We start from the raw sequence: 22,298 nt of genomic DNA on the forward strand, positions 1-22,298 counted from the left end.
GCCGCGAGCACGCGGTCAAGCAGGGGCGAACCCGAGGTGATCCGCCCCTTGTCGCGCGGTTGCACCGGCCTGCCGCCGATGCATCCGGCGTCAGATCGCGAACGCGGCGTCGCGTGCGCCCGTCGTTTCTTTCAAAGCTTTCACCCACTTGCGCGCGGGCAGCTTCAGCGTGTCCTCGATCAGCTTCGCGCGGGTGTCGAGCTGAGCGAACGACACCTCCAGCGCGGGGCCCGAGAACGCAATCGCGATCCGGTTGCCGTCGTGCACCTCGGGCAGCGCGATCACGCGGTGATCGAACGCCGCGTTCAGGTGTTTCATGTTGCGCACGAAGCTCGGATGATCGCCGAACAGGTTGATCGTCGCGATGCCGGCGTCGGCGAGGCAGCCGCGCACCGCGCGGTAGAACGCGACGCTGTCGAGCACGGGGCCGCGCGCGGTCGCGTCGTACAGGTCGATCTGAATCGCGCCGGTCGTGCCGCGGTTGGCCGGATCGTTGACGAAGTCCCAGGCGTCGGCTTCGTGCACGACGAGGCGCGCGTCGTCGGGCGGCAGCGCGAACATCGTGCGCGCGGCGACGATCACGGCCGGGTTCAGCTCGACGGCCTCGACCTTCGCGTGCGCCAGGAAACGATGCGCGAACTTGGTCAGCGCGCCGGTGCCGAGCCCGAGCTGGACGATCCGCTCGGGCGTTTCGAGGAACAGCAGCCACGCCATCATCTGCTGCGCGTATTCGAGCTCGATATGCAGCGGCTTCGAAATCCGCATCGCGCCCTGCACCCACTCGGTACCGAAGTGCAGGAAGCGCACGCCGCCTTCTTCGGAGAACGTAACGGGCGCGAAGCGCGGCTTGCGCGGCGCTTCGAGCACCGGCACGTCGTCGTGTTCGTCGATGTCCGGGCGGCGCTTCACGCGCGGCGGCTGGAGCTTTTCGGAGCCGTTGTAGGCGGACGGCTTGCGTTGCTTGAACGCGCGTGCCTCGGCGGACGCGCGCTTGATCAGTCGGGTCATGATGGTTGAATCTCGCTGGGTGACGCTGGATGAGCGGACGAGAGGATAGCATTGGCGGAAGACGGAGGCCGCGACGCGCATCCCGCCACGCGTGACGCCGGACCCCGTCGGCGCTACGCTGCGTTCGTGGATCCACAGGAGCGCGTATGACTTCGAACGACAAGAAGATCTGGTTCCCGGCGAAGCGCTACGGCTGGGGATGGGGATTACCGGTAGCGTGGCAGGGCTGGGTCGTGCTGCTGCTGTTCGCGATCGGGATCGTCGCGAGCGCGTGGCTGGTGCCGCCGCAACGATCGCCGGTGGCGTACGGCGCGTGCATCGTGGTGCTGGTCGCGCTGCTGACGGCCGTGTGCTGGATCAAGGGCGAGAAGCCCCGCTGGCGATGGGGCAACGACGATTGAGCTTCGACGCGACACGCCAGCCCATGTGATCGCGGTTCGTCAGCAACGCCCTCCTTTCGTCATCGATACGTCGCGACAGCACTCTGTCAAACGGCTGAATTGTCTCGACTCTCCACGCGACGCAACACTGTGAAGCAGCGGCCTCCTGGCCGGAAGTTCACATCGCGTTTCCCGTCGGCGGCACTCGACTGTTGAACCGGCCCTGCCCCCTCGGTGGCCGCCGCGCGCCTGCCCCGCTCCTGGCACCGCATTCGAACGGCCACGCCGAATGCCTCGGCGGCCCTTCCATCTATACCCAAATAGGGATAAATTGATCCGCTGTACTGGCTCGGCGCGCAAGGATTTGATGGCGATGCCCGAAGCCGTGCAGGACACGTTCGGGTATGCGCTGTATCTGGCGCAGACGGGACGCAAGCACGATCGGGCCAAGCCCTTGAGGGGATTCGGATCGGCAGGCGTGCTGGAGATCGTGGAATCGGAAGACAACGGCACGTACCGCGCGGTCTACACGGTGAAGCTGGGCAGCAGCATCTACGTGCTGCACTGTTTCCAGAAGAAATCGTCGAGCGGCGTCGCGACACCCAGGCCGAACAGCGACCTCGTCCGCGAACGTCTGAAAGCGGCCGAAGCACACGCAACAGGAGAAAGGCGATGATCGAAATCGAACAGGGCAGCGGGAACGTCTACGCTGATCCGGGCATGCGCAATGCCGACGAAATGCGGGTGAAGGCCCAGCTCGCCGCGAAGATCGCGGAAATCATCAAGGCGCGCAAATGGACGCAGCAGCACGCGGCACGATTGCTCGGCATCCCTCAGCCGAAGCTGTCGAACATGTTGCGCGGTCAGTTTCGCGGCGTGAGCGAGACGAAGATGCTCGAATGTCTCGCCAAGCTCGGACGCGACGTGCAGATTGTCGTCGGGCCAGACCGGCGGTCGGAAGCCGCAGGACACATCGAAGTCGTTTTCGCCGCCTGACGGCAGCGTCGTTTCGATCGCACCGATGCGCTGGCCGCACATGCCGCCGGCAGCGCCCGGTCGATCAAGGCACGATTCGACGCCAGTGCTCGAGCTTCTGCTCGAACGACAGCATTGCATTCGCCGGGCTCGACGAAGGCAGCACGAGCGTCTCGTACCCGGCCTGGCCGATCACGTCGGCGAATCGCCCGGCCGTCTTGCCGTTGAAGCACACGCGCTTGAGCAACGGCGCATGCGCGCGCAGCGAATCGAAGTCGTTCGGCTTCGCATTCCTGATCGCGGAATCGAGACTGCCCTGGCGATGGCACGCATCCAGCACATCCCAGATGCCGATGCCGTGCGACAGCACGCGCTCGAGCCGCGCGTCGTACGGCAATTCGTGCAGCATCGGCTCGCCGAGCACCGCGCCGAGCAGCCGCCAGAACTGGTTGCGCGGATGCGCGTAGTACTGCGCGGCGTCGAGCGACGCCTCGCCCGGAAAGCTGCCGAGAATCATCGTGTGCGTATTCGCCGCGACGACGGGCGGAAAGCCCTGCAACATCACGCGCCTCCGTGCGGCCCGGCCGATTGCGGCCCGCCCGATTGCGGCCCGTCGCCGTACGCATCGAGATGGCGCCACAGCGCCGGCAGCATGCACTCGGTGACCATCAACGGCTTGCCGTGACGCTGGAACACCGAGCGCCGCGCAGCAAACGCATGCGGCGCGCGCGCGCCCTGCAATGCATGGCTCGCGAGCGCATACAACGGATGACCGGCGATCACGCGCCGGCTCACGAGCGCCGAGCGCTCGACCTGCGGATCGCTGTACAGCAGCTCCGCAAGCGGCCGCGTGCGCAGCCGCCGCATCGCCTGCCACACGCCCTTGCTGGCGGCGAGCGGCGCAATGCTGTGCGCGGCGACGTACGGCGTGCCGTCGACCGACAAAATCACCTCGCGCACCCACATCGGCGCGCGCGGCGAACTGGCGAGCGCGTCCGGCTCGTCGAACCACGGCGAGTCGACGGCCTCGCGCGTCACGCGCACGTTCACGCGGCCGAGCCGCGCGAGGTGCGCGGTCAGCGATCCGCCGCGCGTCAGCCAGTCGCGCTGGTCGAGCGTGCAGCCAGGACGCGGCGTCTCGCGCCAGCCGGCCCGGGCGCCGTCGAATCGCATGCGCACGTTCACGCGGCGCGCGACAGCAGCAGCGCGTTGGTCCGCTTCACGAAGCTCGCCGGATCGTCGAGCATGCCGCCTTCGGCCAACAGCGCCTGATCGAACAGCAGATGGCACCAGTCGCCGAAATCGGCGCTGTCGGCCTTCAGCTGCTTCACGAGCGCGTGCTCGGGATTGATCTCGAGGATCGGCTGCATCGCCGGCGCATTCTGGCCGGCGGCCTTCAGCATCCGCTGCAGGTAGCCGCTCATGTCGTTGTCGTCCGCGACGAGGCACGACGGCGAATCGGTCAGGCGGAACGTGACGCGCACTTCCTTCACCTTGTCGCCGAGCGCTTCCTTCATCTTCTCGACGACCGGCTTGATTGCCTCGCCCGCCTGCTCCTGCGCCTTCTTCTCCTCGTCGTTCAGCTCGCCGAGGTCGAGATCGCCGCGGGCCACGCTCGCGAGCGGCTTGCCGTCGAATTCGTGCAGGAACGACAGCATCCATTCGTCGACGCGGTCGGTCAGCAGCAGCACCTCGACGCCCTTCTTGCGGAACACTTCCAGATGCGGGCTGTTCTTCGCGGCCTGCCACGTGTCGGCGGTCACGTAGTAGATCTTGCTCTGCTCCGGCTTCATGCGCGACACGTAGTCGGCGAGCGACACGTCCTGCGCGTCGGTGTCGCCGTGCGTCGACGCGAAGCGCAGCAGCTTCGCGATGCGCTCGCGGTTCGCGTGATCCTCGCCGACGCCTTCCTTCAGCACCTGGCCGAACGCGCTCCAGAACGTCTTGTACTTCTCCTTGCCGGCGTCGTCTTCCGCGTTCGCGAGCTCTTCGAGCATCGACAGCGCGCGCTTGGTCACGCCTTCGCGGATCGCCTTCACGTCGCGGCTTTCCTGCAGGATTTCACGCGAGACGTTCAGCGGCAGGTCGGCCGAATCGACGACGCCCTTCACGAAACGCAGATACTGCGGCAGCAGCTGCTCGGCGTCGTCCATGATGAACACGCGCTTCACGTACAGCTTCAGCCCGCCGCGGTAGTCGCGATTCCACAGGTCGAACGGCGCGCGCGCCGGCACGAACAGCAGCTGCGTGTATTCGCTGCGGCCCTCGACGCGGTTGTGCGTCCACGTGAGCGGATCCTGGTGATCGTGCGCGATGTGCTGGTAGAACTGCGTGTACTGCTCGTCGGTGACGTCGCTCTTCGAACGCGTCCACAGCGCGCTCGCCTGGTTGACGGTCTCGTCCTCGTCCTTCAGGACCATCTCGCCCTTCTCCTGATCCCACTCTTCCTTGCGCATCAGGATCGGCAGCGCGATGTGGTCGGAGTACTTCTGGATGATCGATTTCAGGCGATGCGACGACAGCAGGTCGTCCTCGCCTTCGCGCAGGTGCAGCGTGATCGTCGTGCCGCGCTGCGCGCGCTCGATCGCGTCGATCGTGAAATCGCCCTCGCCGGCGCTTTCCCAGCGCACGGCTTCATTCGCCGGCAGGCCCGCGCGGCGCGTTTCGACGGTGATCTTGTCGGCTACGATGAAGCCCGAGTAGAAGCCCACGCCGAACTGGCCGATCAGCGCCGCGTCCTTCTGCTGGTCGCCGGACAGCTTCGTGAAGAACTCCTTGGTGCCCGAACGCGCGATCGTGCCGAGGTTCGCGATCGCCTCGTCGCGGCTCATGCCGATGCCGTTGTCGTCGATCGTGATCGTGCGCGCGGCCTTGTCGTAGCCGATGCGGATGCGCAGGTTCGGATCGTTCTCGTACAGCGCGTTGTCCGCGAGCCCTTCGAAACGCAGCTTGTCGGCTGCGTCGGACGCATTCGACACCAGTTCGCGCAGGAAAATTTCCTTGTTGCTGTAGAGCGAATGGATCATCAGGTGGAGGAGTTGCTTGACCTCTGCCTGAAAGCTCATCGTTTCGTGTGCCATGGATACTGTTTCCTCTTACTTGAACTGAAAAGGGGTGACGCCGGCGCCCGGCGCGCGATGCCGGCGGCCCCACGAAGGACGACCGCCGGGCGCCGGCGGTTTGCGCGCGTATCTGGGGACGGTGCGCGACATTTCAAGAGCCGGCCCGCGGCGCCGCGTCACGACGCGCGCCGCACCGCCGAATCGATATAGCGCGCCAGCAGCCCCGGCAGCGCCGGATCGCCGCAGTTCGCGACGTTGAAGCGCATCCACGTGGACGGCGACTGCTGCGGCGAAAACAGGCTGCCCGGCGTCAGCAGGAAGCCGGCCTCGTGCGCGACCGCCGCGAGCGCGTCCGAATCGACGCCCGTGTCGGCCCACAGGAACATCCCGGCCGCCGGCATCGTGAAGAGCCCGAGCCCCGTGCGCTCGAGCATCCGGGCGGTCTTGTCGCGCACGCCGTCGAGCCGCGCGCGCAGCCGCTCGACATGGCGCCGGTAATGCCCTTCGGTCAGGATCTTGTACAGCACGCGCTCGTTGAGCTCGGGCGTCGTCATCCCGACCAGCATCTTCTGGTCGGTGACCGCCTTCGCGATCTCCGGCGCGCAGGCCACGTACCCGACCCGCAAGTTCGCCGCGAGCGTCTTCGAGTAGCTGCCGAGGTAGATCACCCGCTTCAACTGGTCGAGGCTCGCGAGGCGCGTGGCCGGATAGCTCGGCGGGCACAGGTCGCCGTACACGTCGTCCTCGACGACGAGGAAATCGTAGGCCTCCGCGAGCTTCAGGATCCGGAACGCCTGCGCGGCCGACAGCGACGTGCCGGTCGGGTTCTGCAGCACCGAATTGATCACGAGCATCTTCGGCCGCCACATCTGCACCAGGGTTTCGAGCGCATCGAGGTCGGGGCCGTCGGGCGTATACGGCATCCCGACGAGTTGCGCGCCCTGCGCCGCGAAACGGCCGAACATCTGGAACCAAGCGGGATCGCCGACGATCACCGCATCGCCCGGCCGCATGTAGATCCGCGAGATCAGGTCGATTGCCTGCGTGATGCCGGAAACCAGCACGATCTGTTCGGGCTTCGCGCCGATCTCGACTTCGGCGAGGCGCGTCTGCAGTTGCTGGCGCAGCGGCAGGAAGCCCTGCGCGGTGCCGAAGCCGAGCATCTGTGCGCCCGACTGGCGCCCGAGCGCGCGCAGCGCGCCGGTGATCAGCTCGCCGTCGAGCCAGCGGCCCGGCAGATAGCCGAGGCCCGGGCCCTTCTCCGGGCTGACGGTGTGCAGCATGTTGCGCAGCAGCCAGACGACGTCGATCGTGTTGTGCACGGGCGCGGCCTCGGCTACGCGCGCGGCGCCGTCGGCCGGCTGCGGGCCGGCGCCCGTGCGCTCGCGCACGTAGAAGCCGGAGCCGCGCCGCGAGTCGAGGTAGCCCTGCGCGACGAGGCGCTCGTAGGCCTCGACGACGGTGAAGCGCGACACGCTCTTGTCGAGCGCGAGCTTGCGGATCGACGGCATGCGCATGCCGGGACGGAACACGCGTTCGTCGATACGCCGCCGCGCCCACTGGACCAACTGGTCGACGAGCGTGAGCGTGGCCGTGTCGTGCGGCGCGGGAATCTGGGCGAGTGGGACGGTGGACATGGGCGGCGGCTCCAACTGTACCGAAGGCTATCGCGCCGATTGTACCGTTACTGTGCCGGTAGCGACGATTACAGTTGACCGGAATGGCGATCGTGCGGCCGCCGGTTCGGCCCCGCCGCACGTGGTGCCGCGCCTGCCGGCCCGCATCGCGGCCGGGCGCCGGCCGGTCCGGCCCCCGCCCGGCGCCTCGCCCGCTTACCATGACACTTTCGCTTCCCGCCCGACGCTCATGCCAGCTCGCTCCCTGACACTCGACCATCTCGTGATTGCCGCGCGCACCCTCGACGAAGGCGTGCGCCATGTCGCCGATGCGCTCGGCATCGAACCGGCCGGCGGCGGCCGCCACCCGCTGATGCGGACCCACAATGCATTGTTCGGCGCGTGGGGCGGGCTTTACCTCGAAGTGATCGCGATCGACCCCGACGCGCCCGCGCCGGACGACGACGCAAAGCCGCCGCGCGCGCGGCTGTTCGGCCTCGACGATCCGGCGCTCCACGCGCGGCTCGCGCAGGGCCCGTTTCTCGCGCACTGGGTCGCGCGCGTCGACCGCCCGCGCCAGCTTGCGCTGTGGCAGCGCCAGTATCCGGCCCGTATCGCGCCCGTCGTCGCGATGCGACGCGGCGACCTGAGCTGGGGCCTCACGGTGCCCGACGACGGCAGCTTCCCCGCCTGGCAAGGCGCAGGCGACGGCCTCGTGCCGTCGCTGATCCAGTGGGACAGCCCGCGCCATCCGGCCGATTCGCTGCCCGGCGACGGCATCGCGCTGAAGGCACTCAAGGGCGCCCACCCGCGCGCGGATGCGATTCGCGAACAGCTCGACTGGCTCGGCGCCGCTCACCTGATCGACGTCGAATCGACCGACGCTCCGCCGGCGCTTGTCGCCGAATTCGACACGCCGCAGGGCCCGCGCACGCTGCGCTGAACGCCCGCCCGATCGTAACCACCCTGCAAGACGGAGACACCCTCGACATGAATTCGCGCGAAACCCGGGGCATGCTGCTCGGCCTCATCGGCGTGATGATTTTCAGCCTGACGCTGCCGATGACGCGGATCGTCGTATCCGAACTCAACCCGCTGCTCAACGGGCTCGGCCGCGCGCTCGCCGCCGCCGTGCCGGCCGGCCTGCTGCTGTGGTGGCGCCGTGAGCCGCTGCCGACGCGCGCGCAACTGAAAAGCCTCGCGATCACGTCGGCCGGCGTGATCATCGCGTATCCGGTGTTCTCGGCGTGGGCGATGAAATCGGTGCCGGCATCGCACGGCGCGGTGGTCAACGGGTTGCAGCCGTTGTTCGTCGCGCTGTACGCGGCATGGCTGTCGCACGAACGGCCGTCGAAGGCGTTCTGGGCCAGCGCGGTGGCCGGCAGCGCGCTCGTGATCGCGTTCGCGCTGCGCGACGGCGGCGGCGCCGTGCAGGCCGGCGACGCGCTGATGCTCGTCGCGGTCGGCATCGGCGCGCTCGGCTATGCGGAAGGCGCGCGGCTCGCGCGCCAGATCGGCGGCTGGCAGGTGATCTGCTGGGCGCTCGTCGTATCGGCGCCGTTCCTCGTGCTGCCGGTCGGCTGGCTCGCGTGGCTGCAGCACGCCGCGCATCCGGGCCCGCTCGCGCTGCGCACGTGGCTCGCGTTCGGCTACGTGACCCTTTTTTCGCAGTTCATCGGCTTTTTCGCGTGGTACGCGGGGCTCGCGATGGGCGGCACCGCGCGCGTGGGCCAGGTGCAACTGCTGCAGATTTTCTTCACGATCGCGTTTTCCGCACTGCTGTTCGGCGAAACGGTCACGTCGTCGACGTGGCTGTTCGCCGCCGCCGTGATCGCGACCGTGGTGCTCGGGCGCCGCTCGGCGGTCGCCACGGCGCCGCATCCCGCTCGCGCCGGCTGAACAGGTACGCCATAATGGCTGCTTTGCCTGATCGGTTTGCCAGACTGGCCGTGCCCACCCAGCCGCGAAGGCTCGATCGCGCTCGCGTTCGCCCACCCGGCGGCGTCGAAACGATCCGCCCGAGCGACCTTTCTTGACTGACCACGATACCCGAACGAGGAGACTATGAATCCGAGCGACCTGCATCCGCCGCACTGGCAGCTTTCCGAACGCGCCCGCAAGCTGACGAGCTCTGCGATCCGCGAGATCCTGAAGGTCACGGAGCGCCCCGAGGTCATCTCGTTCGCCGGCGGCCTGCCCGCCCCCGCGACGTTCCCGGCGGAACGCATGCGCGCCGCCGCCGATCGCGTGCTGCGCGACGCGCCGGCCGCCGCGCTCCAGTACAGCGCGACCGAAGGCTACCTGCCGCTGCGCGAGTGGATCGCCGAACGCTACAGCGTGCGCGTGTCGCAGGTGCTGATCACGACCGGCTCGCAGCAGGCGCTCGACCTGCTCGGCAAGGCGCTGGTCGACCCGGGCAGCCCGATCCTCGTCGAAACGCCGACCTACCTCGGCGCGCTGCAGTCGTTCTCGCTGTACGAGCCGCGCTACGTGCAGGTGCCCACCGACGAGCAGGGCCTGCTGCCGGAAGGCCTCACGCCCGAACTCACGCAAGGCGCGCGCCTGCTGTACGCGCAGCCGAACTTCCAGAACCCGACCGGCCGCCGCCTGCCCGTCGAGCGCCGCCGCGCGCTCGCCGCGTTCGCGCAGTCGAGCCCGTTCCCGGTGCTGGAGGACGATCCGTACGGCGCGCTGAACTACCGGGGCGAGCCGCTGCCGACGATGCTGTCGATGGCGCCCGATCACGTCGTGCACCTCGGCACGTTCTCGAAGGTGCTCGCGCCGGGCCTGCGGATCGGCTACATCATTGCGCCCGAAGAACTCCACTTCAAGCTCGTGCAGGCCAAGCAGGCCACCGACCTGCACACGCCGACGCTCACGCAGCGCATCGCGCACGAAGTGATCAAGGACGGCTTCCTCGACGAGCACATCCCGACGATCCGCGCGCTGTACAGCGCGCAGTGCGACGCGATGCTCGGCGCGCTCGCGCGCCACATGCCGGAAGGCGTCACGTGGAACCGTCCGGAAGGCGGGATGTTCATCTGGGTGAACCTGCCCGCGCAGATCGACAGCATGAAGCTGCTCGCCGCGGCCGTCGACAACCACGTCGCCTTCGTGCCGGGCGCGCCGTTCTTCGCGGAGAATGCGCAGCAGAACACGCTGCGTCTGTCGTTCGTGACGGTGCCGCCCGAGAAGATCGAGGAAGGCGTCGCGCGCCTCGGCAAGCTGCTGCGCGAGCGCCTCTGATCCCCTTTTTCCCTGTCACGACTCTCTACGAGGAATCGAACGCATGGCTAACGTCTACGACAAACTGAAGTCGCTCGGCATCGAGCTCCCGACCGCCGGCGCACCGGCCGCCGCCTACGTGATGAGCGCGCAAAGCGGCAACACCGTCTACCTGTCGGGCCATATCGCGAAGAAGGACGGCAAGGTCTGGGCCGGCAAGCTCGGTGCGGATCTGCAAACGGAAGACGGCAAGGCGGCCGCCCGCTCGATCGCGATCGATCTGCTCGCGACGCTGCACGCGCACACCGGCGACCTGAACAAGGTCACGCGCATCGTCAAGCTGATGAGCCTCGTCAACTCGACGCTCGACTTCACCGAACAGCACGTCGTGACGAATGGCGCATCGGAGCTGATCGCCGAAGTGTTCGGCGATGCGGGCAAGCATGCGCGCTCGGCGTTCGGCGTCGCGCAGATCCCGCTCGGCGCGTGCGTCGAGATCGAACTGATCGCCGAAGTCGCGTAACGGACGCACCGCGATGCCTGGCCGTCTCGTTCGCTTCAAGCAGGTCGACGTGTTCACGTCGGTGCCGTTCAAGGGCAATCCGCTTGCCGTGGTGTTCGACGCCGATGCGCTCGGCGACGACGCGATGCTCGAGATCGCCCGCTGGACGAACCTGTCGGAAACGACGTTCCTCTGCACGCCGACCGATCCGCAAGCCGACTATCGCGTGCGGATCTTCACGACGGGCGGCGAACTGCCGTTCGCCGGCCACCCGACGCTCGGCACCGCGCATGCGTTCCTGGAAAGCGGTGCGCGGCCGCGCACGCCGGGCCGGCTGATCCAGCAATGCGGGGTCGGCCGGGTCGCGCTGCGCGAGCAGGCCGGCGGCTGGGCATTCGCCGCGCCGCCGGCGCGCGTCACGCCGCTCGACCGTTCGGACTACCCGGCACTGGCCGCCGCGCTGCACAGCGACGCGCTCGACCTGGACGCCGAGCCGTGCGCGGTGGACAACGGCGCGCCGTGGCTGGTCGTGCGGCTGAAGTCGGCCGACGCGTGCATCGGCCTGTCGCCCGATCCGGCCGCGCTCGCGGCGCTTACGCACCGCTACGGCGTACACGGCGTGGCGGCCTACGCGCCGCACGCGGAAGGCGGCCCCGCGACGTTCGAGATCCGCTGCCTGATGACGGGCGGCCAGTTCGGCACCCCCGGCGAGGATCCCGTCACCGGCAGCGCGAACGCCGCGCTGGCCGGGCTGCTGACGCGGCAGGAACGCCGCCCCGGCCAGTCGTACACGGCCCGCCAGGGCACGGCGATCGGTCGCGACGGCCGCATCTTCGTCAGCTACGACGAAGACGGCACGACCTGGATCGGCGGCCACGTCGTCACGGTCGTCGACGGCACGTTCCGGTCGCCCGCCTGACATTTCGCGATGTGCGATGGCGCCGGCTCGTCCGGCGCCCTACGCTTTGCCCAACTATCGCAAAAACGTTCCAGCCAGTAATATCGGGCCTAATCCGTTGTTTCGGAGGTCTGTCCATGGTTGCGCGTCCCGCGAACGAACAGACGTCGGGACAATCCGAACCATAGCCGGCCATCCAGACGGATGGCGCACGCGAGCAGGACGCCGCCCTCTTCGATGAGCTCCGCCCGGTCCAACCACACGCCGCCGAACCGGCCGCTGCGCGCGCCGCGCAAATCGCGCCGGCGTGCGTTGTTTGCCATCCCGCTGCTCGGGATGCTGGCGCTCGCGCTACTGTGGGCCGTGATCATCGCGCGTCTGTCCGTCGAAAAGGACAGCGCCTACAAGGAAGCGGCGGCCTCCGCGGCGATCCTGTCGTCCGCGCTCGAGCAGCATACGGTCAAGGCGATCCACCAGGTCGACCAGATCACCCGCTTCGTCAAGTTCGAATTCGAGAAATCGCCGGCGCGCTTCAATCTCGCGAGCGCCGTCGAAAAAGGCGTCGTGCCGAGCGACACGCTGATCCAGGTGTCGCTCGTCAACGCGAAGGGCATCCTGTTCGCGAACACCGCCGAACTCCATCCGCAACCGATCAACCTGTCCGATCGCGAGCACTTCAAGGTCCATCTCGCGCACAACGACGACCGCCTCTTCATCAGCAAGCCCGTGCTCGGCCGCGTGTCGAGCCACTGGACGCTGCAGATGACGCGGCGCCTGAACAACCCGGACGGCAGCTTCGCGGGCATCGTCGTGGTGTCGGAAGACCCGAGCTACTTCACGAACGATTTCTACAACAACGCGGCGATCGGCAAGGAAGGCGTGATCGCGGTCGTATCCGACACGGGCGCGGTGCTCGCACGGCGCACGGGTTCGGTGAGCAACGCGCCGGGCGCGTTTTCGGCCTCGGGCGTCTACCCGATCGCGGAGCGCGTGACGGGCACGATCATCGATCCGATCGACGGCGTGACGCGCATCGTGTCGTACCGCCACCTCGACGGCTACCCGCTCGCGGTGATGGTCGGGCTGTCGCAGACGGAAGAGTTCGCGGACTACTACCACACGCGCAACGTCTACCTGCTGATGACGAGCTTCATCACGCTCGCGATGCTCGCGTTCTTCGGCGTCGCGACGGGCCTGATCGGCAAGCTGCTCGGCCGCGAGCGCGAAATGACACAGCTCGCCGAATACGATCTGCTCACCGGCCTCGCGAACCGCTATGCGACGCTGCGCGGGCTGCGCAACGACGTGTCGATGCCCGCGAGCCTGTCGCGGCTCGGCCTGCTGTTCATCGATCTCGACAACTTCAAGACCGTCAACGACACGCTCGGCCACAACGCCGGCGACATCGTGCTGCAGATGACCGCGTCGCGCCTGGCCGATGCGGTCGACGACGAAGGCTCGCTCGCACGCATCGGCGGCGACGAGTTCGTCGTCGTGATGAAGGGCGACGACGTCGAGCGACGTGCGGTGCGGCTCGCGGAAGCGATCATCCGGATGTTCAGCGAGCCGTTCGACGTACGCGGCAGTTCGTTCGTGCTGCATGCGAGCATCGGCATCGCGCTGCACACCGTCGCGAACGAGAGCGAGATCGACCTGCTGAAGAAGGCCGATCTCGCGATGTACAGCGCGAAGGATGCCGGCAAGAACTGCTACCAGTTCTATGCGCCGCATCTGTCGCACCGCGCCGACCACCTGATGCGCTGGGAACAGCAATTACGCGTCGCGCTCGCCGAAGGGCAATTGTTCCTCGCGTACCAGCCGAAGATCGATCTCACGCACCGCTATATCACCGGCTTCGAGGCGCTCGCGCGCTGGGATCATCCGGAACACGGCGTCATCTCCGCGAACGAGTTCATCTCGATCGCCGAATCGACCGGCCTGATCGTGCCGATCGGCGACTTCGTGATCCGCACCGCGTGCGAGCAGATCGCGCGCTGGCGCGACGAGGGCCACGACACGCTGACGCTCGCGGTCAACATCTCGCCCGTGCAGTTCTGGCGCGGCGACCTGATAGAAACGATCTCGCAAGCGCTGCAGGACACCGGCATCGACGCGAACCGGCTCGAGATCGAGATCACCGAAACCGCGATGATGGAATATCCGGAACTCGTATCCGAGAAGATCGTCGCGCTGAAGAAACTCGGCATCCGGATCGCGCTCGACGATTTCGGCACCGGCTATTCGTCGCTGTCGTACCTGCACCGCTTCTCCGTCGACACGCTGAAGGTCGACCGCTCGTTCGTGCAGGCGATTCCGACCGATCGCAGCGTGTGCGTGATGGTGTCGTCGATCGTACATCTCGCGCGCTCGCTCGGGCTGACCGTCGTCGTCGAGGGCACGGAGACCGAGGAGCAGATCACGTGGCTGTCCACGCTCGGCGAAATCGAGGCGCAGGGCTTCCTGTTCTCGCGCCCGGTGCCGGCCGATGCGATTCCCGCGCTGATCGCACGCTTCGGCGTGCGTGGCGATCATCCGAACGTCGTCGCGCATCGCGCGACCGGCAGCACGGGCGCCTGAGCGCCGCGCCGCTGCCGCCATGGCGCGCGTGGCGCGCCGTCGCAATTGTTGCGTTTTCCGATCCGATCGTCGAGTTCATTAACTAGCGTTTTCGCGCATGGCAGTGTCATGATGCGCGGCGGACAATTGGGAGGGCCTACGTGTCGGTCGGCCGCCGGCATGGCCATACGCGAGAGATCCGGCCCTGCGCCAACTACACAATCATGACAACCGTCGAAGTCGAAGCGCCTGCTCGTGTCGAAGAGGCACCGGCATCCCTCTGGGCCTTGTTCAAGGTCGTCGCCAGCATTTCGGCCGTCTCGTGGGGCGGGCTTTCGATGATGGCGCAACTCGAACGCCATTACGTCGAGCGGCTGCAGCGGATCGAGCCGCACGTCTTCGGCGATCTCGTCGCGCTCGCGTGGCTCGTCCCGGGCCCCGTCGGCTGCAACGTCGCCGTGCAGGTCGGCCAAACGCTGCACGGCCGTGCCGGCGCATGGGTCGCCGGTATTGCGAGCGTGCTGCCGTTCTCGATCCTGATGACGCTGTTCGCGATCTTCTATCGGACGCCGCTCGTGCGCTCGCTCGCGGCGCCAATGCTGATCAATCACTTCGGAATGGTGCTCGCGGCGTTGATCGGCGTGACGTGGGTCAAGCAGTTGCGCTCGCTCGCGCGCACGCGGCTCGAACAGTCGATCGCCGCGCTATCGACGATTCTGCTCGCTTTCGCGCATAGTCCGGCCGCTTTCGTCGGGATTCTGTTCGCCGCGTTTGCAGCGGGCTGGCTGACGGGGCCGTCGCAACGCGACGCGGTCGATTTCACGCTGTCCAAGCGCGACCGCGGCCTGCTCGTTCTGCTCGGCGTGCTCGTCCTGCTGTTCGCGGTGCCGCTGCCCGGCAATTACCAGGCGGAACTGCTGTGGCCGCGCCTCGCGGGCGCCGGCATGACGCTGTTCGGCGGCGGCTTCTCCGCGCTGCCGGTGCTCAAGACGCTGTTCGTCTCGCCGGCAACAGGCATCTCCGATCACGACTTCACGCTGGCATTCGCGCTGTCGCCGGTCGCGCCGGGGCCGTTGCTGAACGTGGTGCCGTTTCTCGGCTACCTGACCGACGGCTGGGTCGGCGCGCTGCTCGCCACCGCCGCGCTGTTCATCCCGTCGGGATGCCTCGTCGTGTTCGCGCACAACCACCTGTTCCGGCTCAAGCGCCATTCGCGCTTCGAGCACGGGATGCGCCTGCTGCGCGCGGCGACGACGGGCTTTCTCGTGGTCGCCGTCGTGAAGATCCTGCATCGCGAGCCCGCCGACCCGGTCTACTGGCTGACGGGCGCCTTCGCGACGCTGTGCTTCACGCGCTTCAAGGTGCCCGTCTATGCCGTGTACGGCGCGGTCGCTGTCGCGTGCAGCGTGTGGCTGTGGGCCGCCGCGCACTGACGGGCGGCCGCCTCCAACCCGCCAACGCCCTGCGTGCCCGGCTCCGTCAACCGGCCTGCGTCGCGACCCGGCGTGCCATCCAGCGCACGCGCAGCGCGTCGTATGCGAGGTTGAAGCAGAACGTGTAAGGCAGGAAGAACAGCACGATGCCGAGGTCGAGCAGCAGCGCCTCGACGAGGCTCACGTTCAGCCACCACGCGGCAACCGGCACCACCATCGCGACGAGGCCGAGCTCGAACGTCACCGCGTGCGCGATCCGCATGCCGAGCGTGCGCGACAACCCGGCTCGCCGCTCGAAGCGGTCGAACAGCGCGTTGAAGGTCATGTTCCACGCCATCGCGATCAGCGACACCATCACCGTCAGCACACCGACGTGCGACACAGGCATGTCGAGCAGCCACGCGCCGATCGGCGCGCACAGGGCGATCGCCACCAGTTCGAACGTCAGCGCGTGCAGCAGGCGTTCCGTCACCGTTTTATTCGTCTGTTTCATGATGTCCTCCAAGGCATGACCTGATTCATGGCGGCCATTTTGATCGGCGATACCGGATGAATCCAGTTTGATATCATCGGTTTCACCGATATGAAGCCGCCAGGAGCACTGCATGCACCACGCCCCGGAAGCCCTGCTCGCATTCGCCGAAGCGGCGCTGCTCGGCTCGTTTACGGCCGCCGCACGCAAGCTCGGCAAGCGTCAGTCGACCGTGTCGGAGGCGATCGCGAACCTCGAAATCGATCTCGGCGTGCAGTTGTTCGATCGCTCGACGCGCACGCCGACGCTCACCGACGCCGGGCGCGCACTGCTGCCGCAGGTGCAGCGCGCGCTCGAAGCCAGCGCGGCGATCGACCGCACGGCCGCGCGGCTCGCGCACGGCGAGGAAGCGCGGCTCACGCTCGTCGTGTCCGATACGTACCAGTCGAAGCGCTACGAAGAGACGTTGATGGCGCTCGAACGGCGCTTTCCGGCGCTCGAGCTCGAATGCCAGATCGCCGAGCACGACGACGTGCTCGACCTGATCCAGCAAGGCCGCGCGCAACTCGGGCTGATGGCCGCGCGCGCCGCCTACCCGGCCGATATCGGCGCGGCGACGGTGGCGGAGGAATCGGAGATCGGGCTGTTCGTGGGCCGCACGCACGCGCTCGCCGAATACGGCGACGCCGAAGTGCCGCACGCGGCGCTGCGCGACGTGCGCGAACTGCGCCTCAATACGTACGTGAAAACGGAAGGCCGCGGCACCGACGACCGGATCGTCGTCGGCACGCAGCACTGGCTGGCGCCGAGCTACCTGATGCTGCTGGAGATGGCCGTACTGGGGTTCGGTTGGGCGGAGCTGCCGCGCTGGATGGTCGAGCACTTCGCGCGCGACCGCCTGTGCGAGCTACGCTCGCGCGGCTGGCCGCGCCGCGTGCGGGTGGACGCGGTCTGGTCGCGCAACCGGCCGCTCGGGCCGGCCGGCTCATGGCTGCTCGACGCGATGCTGGCCGCGTAGCGGCGCATGCAGCCAGGCCAGCGGCCTGCGGCCGCGGCGGGCGCCGGCCGCTCAGAAACCGCGCGACAGCACGGCCGCGCCGATCGTGACGACGCCGAGCACGAGATTCACGACGACGAGCAGGCGCACCGCATTCACCGCGCGGGCGCCGTCGGGCCAGTTCTGCGCCTGCACCGCACGGCGAATGCGCGGGAACAGCGCGAAGCGGATGTGCCCGAAGATCAGCATCATCACGACGCCGAGCCCGGCCATCGCATGCAGCGACCACGTCGCATGCGCCCCGCCGAAGCTCGTCAACAGGAACCCGCCGGACAGCAGGATCACGATCACGGCCCCCGACACCCAGTTGAAGAAGCGGCCGAACACGCCTTCGATCAGCGGCAACCGAAGCTGCGGCGACAGGTCGGACAGCGCCGGGCGCAGGCAGAAGTTGGCGAAGACCATCCCGCCCACCCACACGGCGACGGCCAGCAGGTGAAGAAACAGCGCGACGGCAACGGCGTGGGACATGGAGACGATCCTGTGATGAGTGAGGTGCAACGAACAGCCGCGTCGCACGCGGCATCAAGCGACGTTCGACCCGCCAGCCGCGTCGCGGTTCAGGCCCTCGGCGCGATTTCACATTATTTTGCAAGTTTCGCGTGACAACGCCACGCTTGCTTACCCGCATCCCCGCGCCGAAAAGAAAAGGCCGCACGCCCGCCGAAGCGGACGTGCGGCCTTCGATCGCGGCTGAACCGGGCGATCGCGCGCGGCGTCAGCCGAGCAGCGGACGCAGCTCGTTGACGACCTTGAGCTTCGTCTCCGGCGCGCGGCCTTTGCGTGCGCGCTTGCCGATGTGCGGCGCGAGCCCGGCGTACGACAGCGTGTCGTCCTGCGCCTTGCCGCCGCGGCCGGTGCCGATCAGCACGACGCCCGCCGGATCGATCGCCAGCGCCTGCACGAGCGTTTCCTTGTCGTCGAGCGCCATCAGGATCACGCCGCGCCCGCCGCCGGACAACGTCTTCATCTCGTCCATCCCGAACACGAGCAAGCGACCGCCGCTCGACAGGCACGCGACCTGCGTCGCGTTCGGCAGCACCGGCATCGGCGCGAGCGGCACCGCGCCCGCATCGATGGTCATGAACGACTTGCCGGCCTTCACGCGGCTCACCATGTCGCCGACCTTCGCGAGGAAGCCGAAGCCGTTGCTCGACGCGAGCAGCAGTTGCTGGTCGGCCGGCGCCGCGTAGTAGTGCATCAGGTGCGAGCCCGACTCGAGCTCGATCAGCGACGTGACCGGCACGCCGTCGCCGCGCCCGCCCGGCAGCACCGACACGTCGACCGAATACACGCGGCCGCTGCTGCCCCACGCGATCAGGCGATCCGGCGTGCGGCACTGGAAGGCCGCGTACAGGTGGTCGCCCGCCTTGAACGTGAAGCCGGCCGGGTCGAGCCCGTGGCCCTTCAGCGCGCGCACCCAACCCTTCTGCGATACGACCACCGTCACCGGCTCGTCGACCACCTTCGCCTCGAACGTCGCGCGCTTTTCCTGCTGGATCAGCGTGCGGCGATCGTCGCCGTACTGCTTCGCATCGGCCTCGATCTCCTTGATCATCAGCCGCTTCATCGCGCTTTCGTTCGCGAGCAGTTCCTCGAGCTTCGCCTTCTCGTCGCGCAGCGCTTCGAGTTCCTTCTCGATCTTGATCTTCTCGAGCCGCGCGAGCTGGCGCAGGCGGATTTCGAGGATGTCCTCGGCCTGCCGCTCGCTGAGCCCGAACGCGCTCATCAACGCGACCTTCGGCTCGTCCGACTCGCGGATGATGCGGATCACCTCGTCGATGTTCAGGAAGACGATCATCCGCCCTTCGAGGATGTGGATGCGGTCGTCGACCTTCGCGAGACGATGGCGGCAACGACGCGTCATCGTCAACTGGCGGAACTTCACCCATTCGTCGAGGATCGTCAGCAGGCCCTTCTGGCCCGGCCGGCCATCGGCGCCGATCATCACGAGGTTCAGCGTCGCGTTCGATTCGAGGCTCGTGTACGCGAGCAGCGTGTTCACGAATTCCGTCTGGTCGATCGTGCGCGACTTCGGCTCGAACACGAGCCGCACCGCCGCTTCTTTGCCCGACTCGTCGCGCACCGCGTCGAGCAGGTCGAGCATCGCCTTCTTCGTGTTGAGTTGCTCGGGCGTCAGCGTCTTCTTGCCGAGCTTGAGTTTCGGGTTGGTCAGCTCCTCGATTTCCTCGAGCACCTTCTGGCCCGACGTGTTCGGCGGCAGCTCGGTCACGACGAGCTGCCACTGGCCGCGCGCGAGATCCTCGATCTTCCACTTCGCCCGCACCTTCAGGCTGCCGCGGCCCGTTTCGTACGCCGCCGAGATTTCGGTGTCGCTCGAGATGATCTGGCCGCCGCCGGGGAAATCCGGCCCGGGAATCAGGTTCATCAGCTCCGCGTGCGTGAGCTTCGGATTGCGGATCAGCGCGACCGCCGCGGCCGCCACTTCGCGCAGGTTGTGCGACGGGATTTCGGTGGCGAGGCCGACCGCGATGCCCGACGCGCCGTTCAGCAGCACGAACGGCATGCGGCTCGGCAGCGTCTTCGGCTCCTCGAACGAGCCGTCGTAGTTCGGCATGAAGTCGACCGTGCCCTGGTCGATCTCGTCGAGCAGCAGCTTCGCGATCGGCGTGAGGCGCGCTTCCGTGTAACGCATCGCCGCCGCGCCGTCGCCGTCGCGCGAGCCGAAGTTGCCCTGCCCGTCGATCAGCGGATAGCGCAGCGAGAAATCCTGCGCGAGACGCACGAGCGCGTCGTACGCCGACTGGTCGCCGTGCGGATGGTATTTACCGAGCACGTCGCCGACCACGCGCGCCGACTTCACCGGCTTCGCGTCGGGCCCAAGGCCCATTTCGTTCATGGCGTAGAGAATCCGGCGCTGCACCGGCTTCTGGCCGTCGCACACGTCGGGCAGCGCGCGGCTCTTCACGACGCTGACCGCGTAGCTGAGATACGCCTGCTCCGCGTAGTTGCCGAGCGTCAGCGCGTCGCTCTCCGGCGCGTCGGGGCTGGCAAAGAGATCGGAAGTATTGTCGTCCATCTGAATTCCGTATTCGTAAGTGGCGTGAGGCCGGGCCGGGCGTCATGCCCGGCCGCGCGGCAGGTCCGCTTAAATGTCCGCTTCGACGTCGTTGCCCTTTTCCTCGAGCCAGCCGCGCCGCGCGGCTGCCTCGCCCTTGCCCATCAGCATCGTCATCCGCGCGACGGTCGCCTCGTAGTCGAGCTCGCCGAGCTTCACGGGCATCAGGCGGCGCGTATCGGGGTTCATCGTCGTGTCCCACAGCTGCTCCGCGCTCATTTCGCCGAGACCCTTGAAGCGGCTGATGCTCCACTGCGTGTCGCGCACGCCGTCCTTGCGCAGCTTGTCGAGGATCGCTTCGAGCTCGCCGTCGTCGAGCGCATAGAGCTTCTGCGCGGGCTTCTTGCCGCGCGCGGGCGCGTCGACGCGGAACAGCGGCGGGCGCGCCACATAGACATGGCCGCGCTCGATCAATTGCGGGAAATGCTTGAAGAACAGCGTGAGCAGCAGCACCTGGATGTGCGACCCGTCGACGTCCGCGTCCGACAGGATGCAGATCTTGCCGTAGCGCAGGTTCGACAGGTCGACGGAGTCGTCCGGGCTGTGCGGATCGACGCCGATCGCGACCGAGATGTCGTGCACCTCGTTGTTCGCGAACAGGCGGTCGCGCTCGGTTTCCCACGTGTTCAGCACCTTGCCGCGCAGCGGCAGGATCGCCTGGTACTCCTTGTCGCGCCCCATCTTCGCGGAGCCGCCCGCCGAGTCGCCTTCGACGAGGAACAGTTCGTTGCGCGCGATATCTTCCGTCTCGCAATCGGTCAGCTTGCCCGGCAGCACCGCGACGCCCGAGCTCTTGCGCTTCTCGACCTTCTGGCCCGCGCGCGTACGCGCCTGCGCCTGCTTGATCACGAGTTCCGCGAGCTTCTTGCCGTGCTCGACGTGCTGGTTCAGCCACAGTTCGAGCGCCGGACGCGAGAACGACGACACGAGCTTCACCGCGTCGCGGCTGTTCAGCCGCTCCTTGATCTGCCCCTGGAACTGCGGATCGAGCACCTTCGCGGACAGCACGAACGACACGCGCGCGAACACGTCTTCCGCGAGCAGCTTCACGCCCTTCGGCTGCAGGTTGTGCAGCTCGACGAAGCTCTTCACCGCCTGATAGAGACCGTCGCGCAGGCCCGACTCGTGCGTGCCGCCTGCCGGCGTCGGGATCAGGTTCACGTACGACTCGCGCACGAGCGAGCCTTCCTCGCTCCATGCGACGACCCACGACGCGCCCTCGCCCTCGGCGAAGGTTTCGTCGGTCGAACGCGAATCGGCGAAACGCTCGCCTTCGAACAGCGGGATCAAGAGCTCGCTGCCGTTCATTTCGTCGAGCAAGTAGCCGCGCAGGCCGTCTTCATACTTCCATGTCTGGCGCTCGCCGGTCTTTTCGTTGACGAGCACGACCTCGACGCCCGGCAGCAGCACGGCCTTCGAGCGCAGCAGGCGCTGCAGCTCGCCGAGCGGCAGGTTCGGCGAATCGAAGTACTTCGGATTCGGCCACACCTGCACGCGCGTGCCGGATTTCTTCTCGCTGCGGCCCGCGGCTTGCGTCGCGAGCGGCTTCACGACGTCGCCGTCGGCGAAGCCGAGCTCGGCGATCTTGCCGTCGCGCCAGACCGTCACGTCGAGACGCGTCGCGAGTGCGTTCGTCACCGACACGCCCACGCCGTGCAGGCCGCCCGAGAACGTATACGCGCCGCCGGCGGCCTTGTCGAACTTGCCGCCCGCATGCAGGCGCGTGAACACGATCTCGACCACCGGCACGCCTTCTTCCGGGTGCATGCCGAACGGGATGCCGCGGCCGTCGTCTTCGACCGACACCGACTGGTCGGTGTGCAGCGTGACCGTGATCTGCTTGCCGTAGCCGCCGAGCGCCTCGTCGGACGCGTTGTCGATGACTTCCTGGATGATGTGCAGCGGATTTTCGGTACGGGTGTACATGCCGGGCCGCTGCTTGACCGGCTCGAGACCCTTGAGCACCTTGATCGATGCTTCGCTATAGGCCGCGCTGGGTTTCTTCGTTGACATAGGCGCTGAATTTCGTCATTCA

The 22,298-nt window shown here is 67.5% G+C and carries 20 protein-coding genes; 11 read left to right on the forward strand and 9 right to left on the reverse strand.

Annotation, left to right across the window (positions count from 1 at the left end; all coding sequences use genetic code 11):
• Window positions 1-90: 90 nt before the first annotated feature.
• Window positions 91-1,008, reverse strand: a complete 918-nt coding sequence (locus WT24_RS29830; protein WP_060036806.1) for a hypothetical protein — start codon at window positions 1,006-1,008, stop codon at window positions 91-93.
• A 146-nt stretch (window positions 1,009-1,154) separates the two neighbouring features.
• Here WT24_RS29830 and WT24_RS29835 point away from each other — a divergent pair, with 146 nt between their 5' ends.
• The 3 genes from WT24_RS29835 to WT24_RS29845 all read left to right on the forward strand — a co-directional run bounded on the left by WT24_RS29835 (window position 1,155) and on the right by WT24_RS29845 (window position 2,384).
• Entirely contained in the window at window positions 1,155-1,409 is a 255-nt protein-coding gene (locus WT24_RS29835) for a hypothetical protein (protein WP_034208041.1), read from the forward strand.
• 268 nt (window positions 1,410-1,677) lie between these two features.
• Window positions 1,678-2,064: a type II toxin-antitoxin system RelE/ParE family toxin gene (locus WT24_RS29840; protein ID WP_060036808.1), complete on the forward strand. Its 387-nt coding sequence runs from the start codon at window positions 1,678-1,680 to the stop codon at window positions 2,062-2,064.
• On the forward strand, window positions 2,061-2,384 hold the full coding sequence (locus WT24_RS29845) for a helix-turn-helix domain-containing protein (protein WP_059795961.1): 324 nt from the start codon (window positions 2,061-2,063) through the stop codon (window positions 2,382-2,384). The genes WT24_RS29840 and WT24_RS29845 overlap by 4 nt, the downstream gene beginning before the upstream one ends.
• 64 nt (window positions 2,385-2,448) lie before the next feature.
• On the opposite strand, the gene WT24_RS29850 is transcribed toward WT24_RS29845, so the two are convergent.
• The 4 genes from WT24_RS29850 to WT24_RS29865 all read right to left on the reverse strand — a co-directional run bounded on the left by WT24_RS29850 (window position 2,449) and on the right by WT24_RS29865 (window position 7,062).
• A complete protein-coding gene (locus tag WT24_RS29850) occupies window positions 2,449-2,925 on the reverse strand; it encodes a DNA-deoxyinosine glycosylase (protein WP_060036810.1) in 477 nt (158 codons plus the stop codon).
• Window positions 2,925-3,536 carry a chorismate lyase gene (locus WT24_RS29855; protein WP_060036847.1) on the reverse strand — a complete coding sequence of 204 codons (612 nt, stop codon included), beginning with the start codon at window positions 3,534-3,536 and terminating at the stop codon, window positions 2,925-2,927. Before WT24_RS29855 ends, WT24_RS29850 begins: the two co-directional genes overlap by 1 nt.
• A gap of 8 nt (window positions 3,537-3,544) precedes the next feature.
• Window positions 3,545-5,443: a molecular chaperone HtpG gene (gene htpG / locus WT24_RS29860; protein ID WP_060036812.1), complete on the reverse strand. Its 1,899-nt coding sequence runs from the start codon at window positions 5,441-5,443 to the stop codon at window positions 3,545-3,547.
• A gap of 158 nt (window positions 5,444-5,601) precedes the next feature.
• Window positions 5,602-7,062 (reverse strand): PLP-dependent aminotransferase family protein, encoded by a 1,461-nt coding sequence (locus WT24_RS29865; protein ID WP_059499171.1) that lies wholly within the window; start codon window positions 7,060-7,062, stop codon window positions 5,602-5,604.
• Window positions 7,063-7,291: 229 nt separating this feature from the next.
• On the opposite strand from WT24_RS29865, the gene WT24_RS29870 reads away from it, so the two are divergent.
• The 7 genes from WT24_RS29870 to WT24_RS29900 all read left to right on the forward strand — a co-directional run bounded on the left by WT24_RS29870 (window position 7,292) and on the right by WT24_RS29900 (window position 15,655).
• Window positions 7,292-7,984, forward strand: coding sequence for a VOC family protein (locus tag WT24_RS29870; RefSeq protein ID WP_060036814.1), 693 nt, complete (start codon window positions 7,292-7,294; stop codon window positions 7,982-7,984).
• Between the two features lie 47 nt (window positions 7,985-8,031).
• Window positions 8,032-8,940 carry a DMT family transporter gene (locus tag WT24_RS29875; protein WP_060036816.1) on the forward strand — a complete coding sequence of 303 codons (909 nt, stop codon included), beginning with the start codon at window positions 8,032-8,034 and terminating at the stop codon, window positions 8,938-8,940.
• Window positions 8,941-9,105: 165 nt separating this feature from the next.
• Window positions 9,106-10,287: a PLP-dependent aminotransferase family protein gene (locus WT24_RS29880; protein ID WP_059833440.1), complete on the forward strand. Its 1,182-nt coding sequence runs from the start codon at window positions 9,106-9,108 to the stop codon at window positions 10,285-10,287.
• Window positions 10,288-10,330: 43 nt separating this feature from the next.
• Entirely contained in the window at window positions 10,331-10,789 is a 459-nt protein-coding gene (locus WT24_RS29885) for a RidA family protein (protein ID WP_006478174.1), read from the forward strand.
• A 13-nt stretch (window positions 10,790-10,802) separates the two neighbouring features.
• Window positions 10,803-11,687 carry a PhzF family phenazine biosynthesis protein gene (locus WT24_RS29890; protein ID WP_060036818.1) on the forward strand — a complete coding sequence of 295 codons (885 nt, stop codon included), beginning with the start codon at window positions 10,803-10,805 and terminating at the stop codon, window positions 11,685-11,687.
• A 216-nt stretch (window positions 11,688-11,903) separates the two neighbouring features.
• Window positions 11,904-14,243 (forward strand): EAL domain-containing protein, encoded by a 2,340-nt coding sequence (locus WT24_RS29895; RefSeq protein WP_034208052.1) that lies wholly within the window; start codon window positions 11,904-11,906, stop codon window positions 14,241-14,243.
• Between the two features lie 203 nt (window positions 14,244-14,446).
• Complete coding sequence (locus tag WT24_RS29900; protein WP_059499165.1) at window positions 14,447-15,655, forward strand: chromate transporter; 1,209 nt, start codon at window positions 14,447-14,449, stop codon at window positions 15,653-15,655.
• A gap of 46 nt (window positions 15,656-15,701) precedes the next feature.
• On the opposite strand, the gene WT24_RS29905 is transcribed toward WT24_RS29900, so the two are convergent.
• Window positions 15,702-16,148 carry a multidrug/biocide efflux PACE transporter gene (locus WT24_RS29905; protein WP_060036849.1) on the reverse strand — a complete coding sequence of 149 codons (447 nt, stop codon included), beginning with the start codon at window positions 16,146-16,148 and terminating at the stop codon, window positions 15,702-15,704.
• Window positions 16,149-16,260: 112 nt separating this feature from the next.
• Here WT24_RS29905 and WT24_RS29910 point away from each other — a divergent pair, with 112 nt between their 5' ends.
• Window positions 16,261-17,145: a LysR family transcriptional regulator gene (locus tag WT24_RS29910; protein ID WP_059721361.1), complete on the forward strand. Its 885-nt coding sequence runs from the start codon at window positions 16,261-16,263 to the stop codon at window positions 17,143-17,145.
• A 51-nt stretch (window positions 17,146-17,196) separates the two neighbouring features.
• Here the strand turns inward: WT24_RS29910 and WT24_RS29915 are convergent, their stop codons facing one another.
• The 3 genes from WT24_RS29915 to parE all read right to left on the reverse strand — a co-directional run bounded on the left by WT24_RS29915 (window position 17,197) and on the right by parE (window position 22,276).
• A complete protein-coding gene (locus tag WT24_RS29915; protein ID WP_059499163.1) occupies window positions 17,197-17,655 on the reverse strand; it encodes a CopD family protein in 459 nt (152 codons plus the stop codon).
• Between the two features lie 247 nt (window positions 17,656-17,902).
• Window positions 17,903-20,224: a DNA topoisomerase IV subunit A gene (gene parC, locus WT24_RS29920; protein ID WP_060036820.1), complete on the reverse strand. Its 2,322-nt coding sequence runs from the start codon at window positions 20,222-20,224 to the stop codon at window positions 17,903-17,905.
• Window positions 20,225-20,293: 69 nt separating this feature from the next.
• Window positions 20,294-22,276 carry a DNA topoisomerase IV subunit B gene (gene parE, locus WT24_RS29925; protein WP_059499161.1) on the reverse strand — a complete coding sequence of 661 codons (1,983 nt, stop codon included), beginning with the start codon at window positions 22,274-22,276 and terminating at the stop codon, window positions 20,294-20,296.
• Window positions 22,277-22,298 lie beyond the last annotated feature (22 nt).

Origin of the sequence: Burkholderia sp. MSMB1078WGS, assembly GCF_001528895.1 — a bacterium.
Classification (GTDB): domain Bacteria; phylum Pseudomonadota; class Gammaproteobacteria; order Burkholderiales; family Burkholderiaceae; genus Burkholderia.

Coding starts and splice junctions, on each gene's coding strand:
- WT24_RS29830 (WP_060036806.1), bottom strand. CDS start 1,008: ATGACCCGACTGATCAAGCGCGCGTCCGCCGAGGCACGCGCGTTCAAG.
- WT24_RS29835 (WP_034208041.1), top strand. CDS start 1,155: ATGACTTCGAACGACAAGAAGATCTGGTTCCCGGCGAAGCGCTACGGC.
- WT24_RS29840 (WP_060036808.1), top strand. CDS start 1,678: ATGCCTCGGCGGCCCTTCCATCTATACCCAAATAGGGATAAATTGATC.
- WT24_RS29845 (WP_059795961.1), top strand. CDS start 2,061: ATGATCGAAATCGAACAGGGCAGCGGGAACGTCTACGCTGATCCGGGC.
- WT24_RS29850 (WP_060036810.1), bottom strand. CDS start 2,925: ATGTTGCAGGGCTTTCCGCCCGTCGTCGCGGCGAATACGCACACGATG.
- WT24_RS29855 (WP_060036847.1), bottom strand. CDS start 3,536: ATGCGATTCGACGGCGCCCGGGCCGGCTGGCGCGAGACGCCGCGTCCT.
- htpG (WP_060036812.1), bottom strand. CDS start 5,443: ATGGCACACGAAACGATGAGCTTTCAGGCAGAGGTCAAGCAACTCCTC.
- WT24_RS29865 (WP_059499171.1), bottom strand. CDS start 7,062: ATGTCCACCGTCCCACTCGCCCAGATTCCCGCGCCGCACGACACGGCC.
- WT24_RS29870 (WP_060036814.1), top strand. CDS start 7,292: ATGCCAGCTCGCTCCCTGACACTCGACCATCTCGTGATTGCCGCGCGC.
- WT24_RS29875 (WP_060036816.1), top strand. CDS start 8,032: ATGAATTCGCGCGAAACCCGGGGCATGCTGCTCGGCCTCATCGGCGTG.
- WT24_RS29880 (WP_059833440.1), top strand. CDS start 9,106: ATGAATCCGAGCGACCTGCATCCGCCGCACTGGCAGCTTTCCGAACGC.
- WT24_RS29885 (WP_006478174.1), top strand. CDS start 10,331: ATGGCTAACGTCTACGACAAACTGAAGTCGCTCGGCATCGAGCTCCCG.
- WT24_RS29890 (WP_060036818.1), top strand. CDS start 10,803: ATGCCTGGCCGTCTCGTTCGCTTCAAGCAGGTCGACGTGTTCACGTCG.
- WT24_RS29895 (WP_034208052.1), top strand. CDS start 11,904: ATGAGCTCCGCCCGGTCCAACCACACGCCGCCGAACCGGCCGCTGCGC.
- WT24_RS29900 (WP_059499165.1), top strand. CDS start 14,447: ATGACAACCGTCGAAGTCGAAGCGCCTGCTCGTGTCGAAGAGGCACCG.
- WT24_RS29905 (WP_060036849.1), bottom strand. CDS start 16,148: ATGAAACAGACGAATAAAACGGTGACGGAACGCCTGCTGCACGCGCTG.
- WT24_RS29910 (WP_059721361.1), top strand. CDS start 16,261: ATGCACCACGCCCCGGAAGCCCTGCTCGCATTCGCCGAAGCGGCGCTG.
- WT24_RS29915 (WP_059499163.1), bottom strand. CDS start 17,655: ATGTCCCACGCCGTTGCCGTCGCGCTGTTTCTTCACCTGCTGGCCGTC.
- parC (WP_060036820.1), bottom strand. CDS start 20,224: ATGGACGACAATACTTCCGATCTCTTTGCCAGCCCCGACGCGCCGGAG.
- parE (WP_059499161.1), bottom strand. CDS start 22,276: ATGTCAACGAAGAAACCCAGCGCGGCCTATAGCGAAGCATCGATCAAG.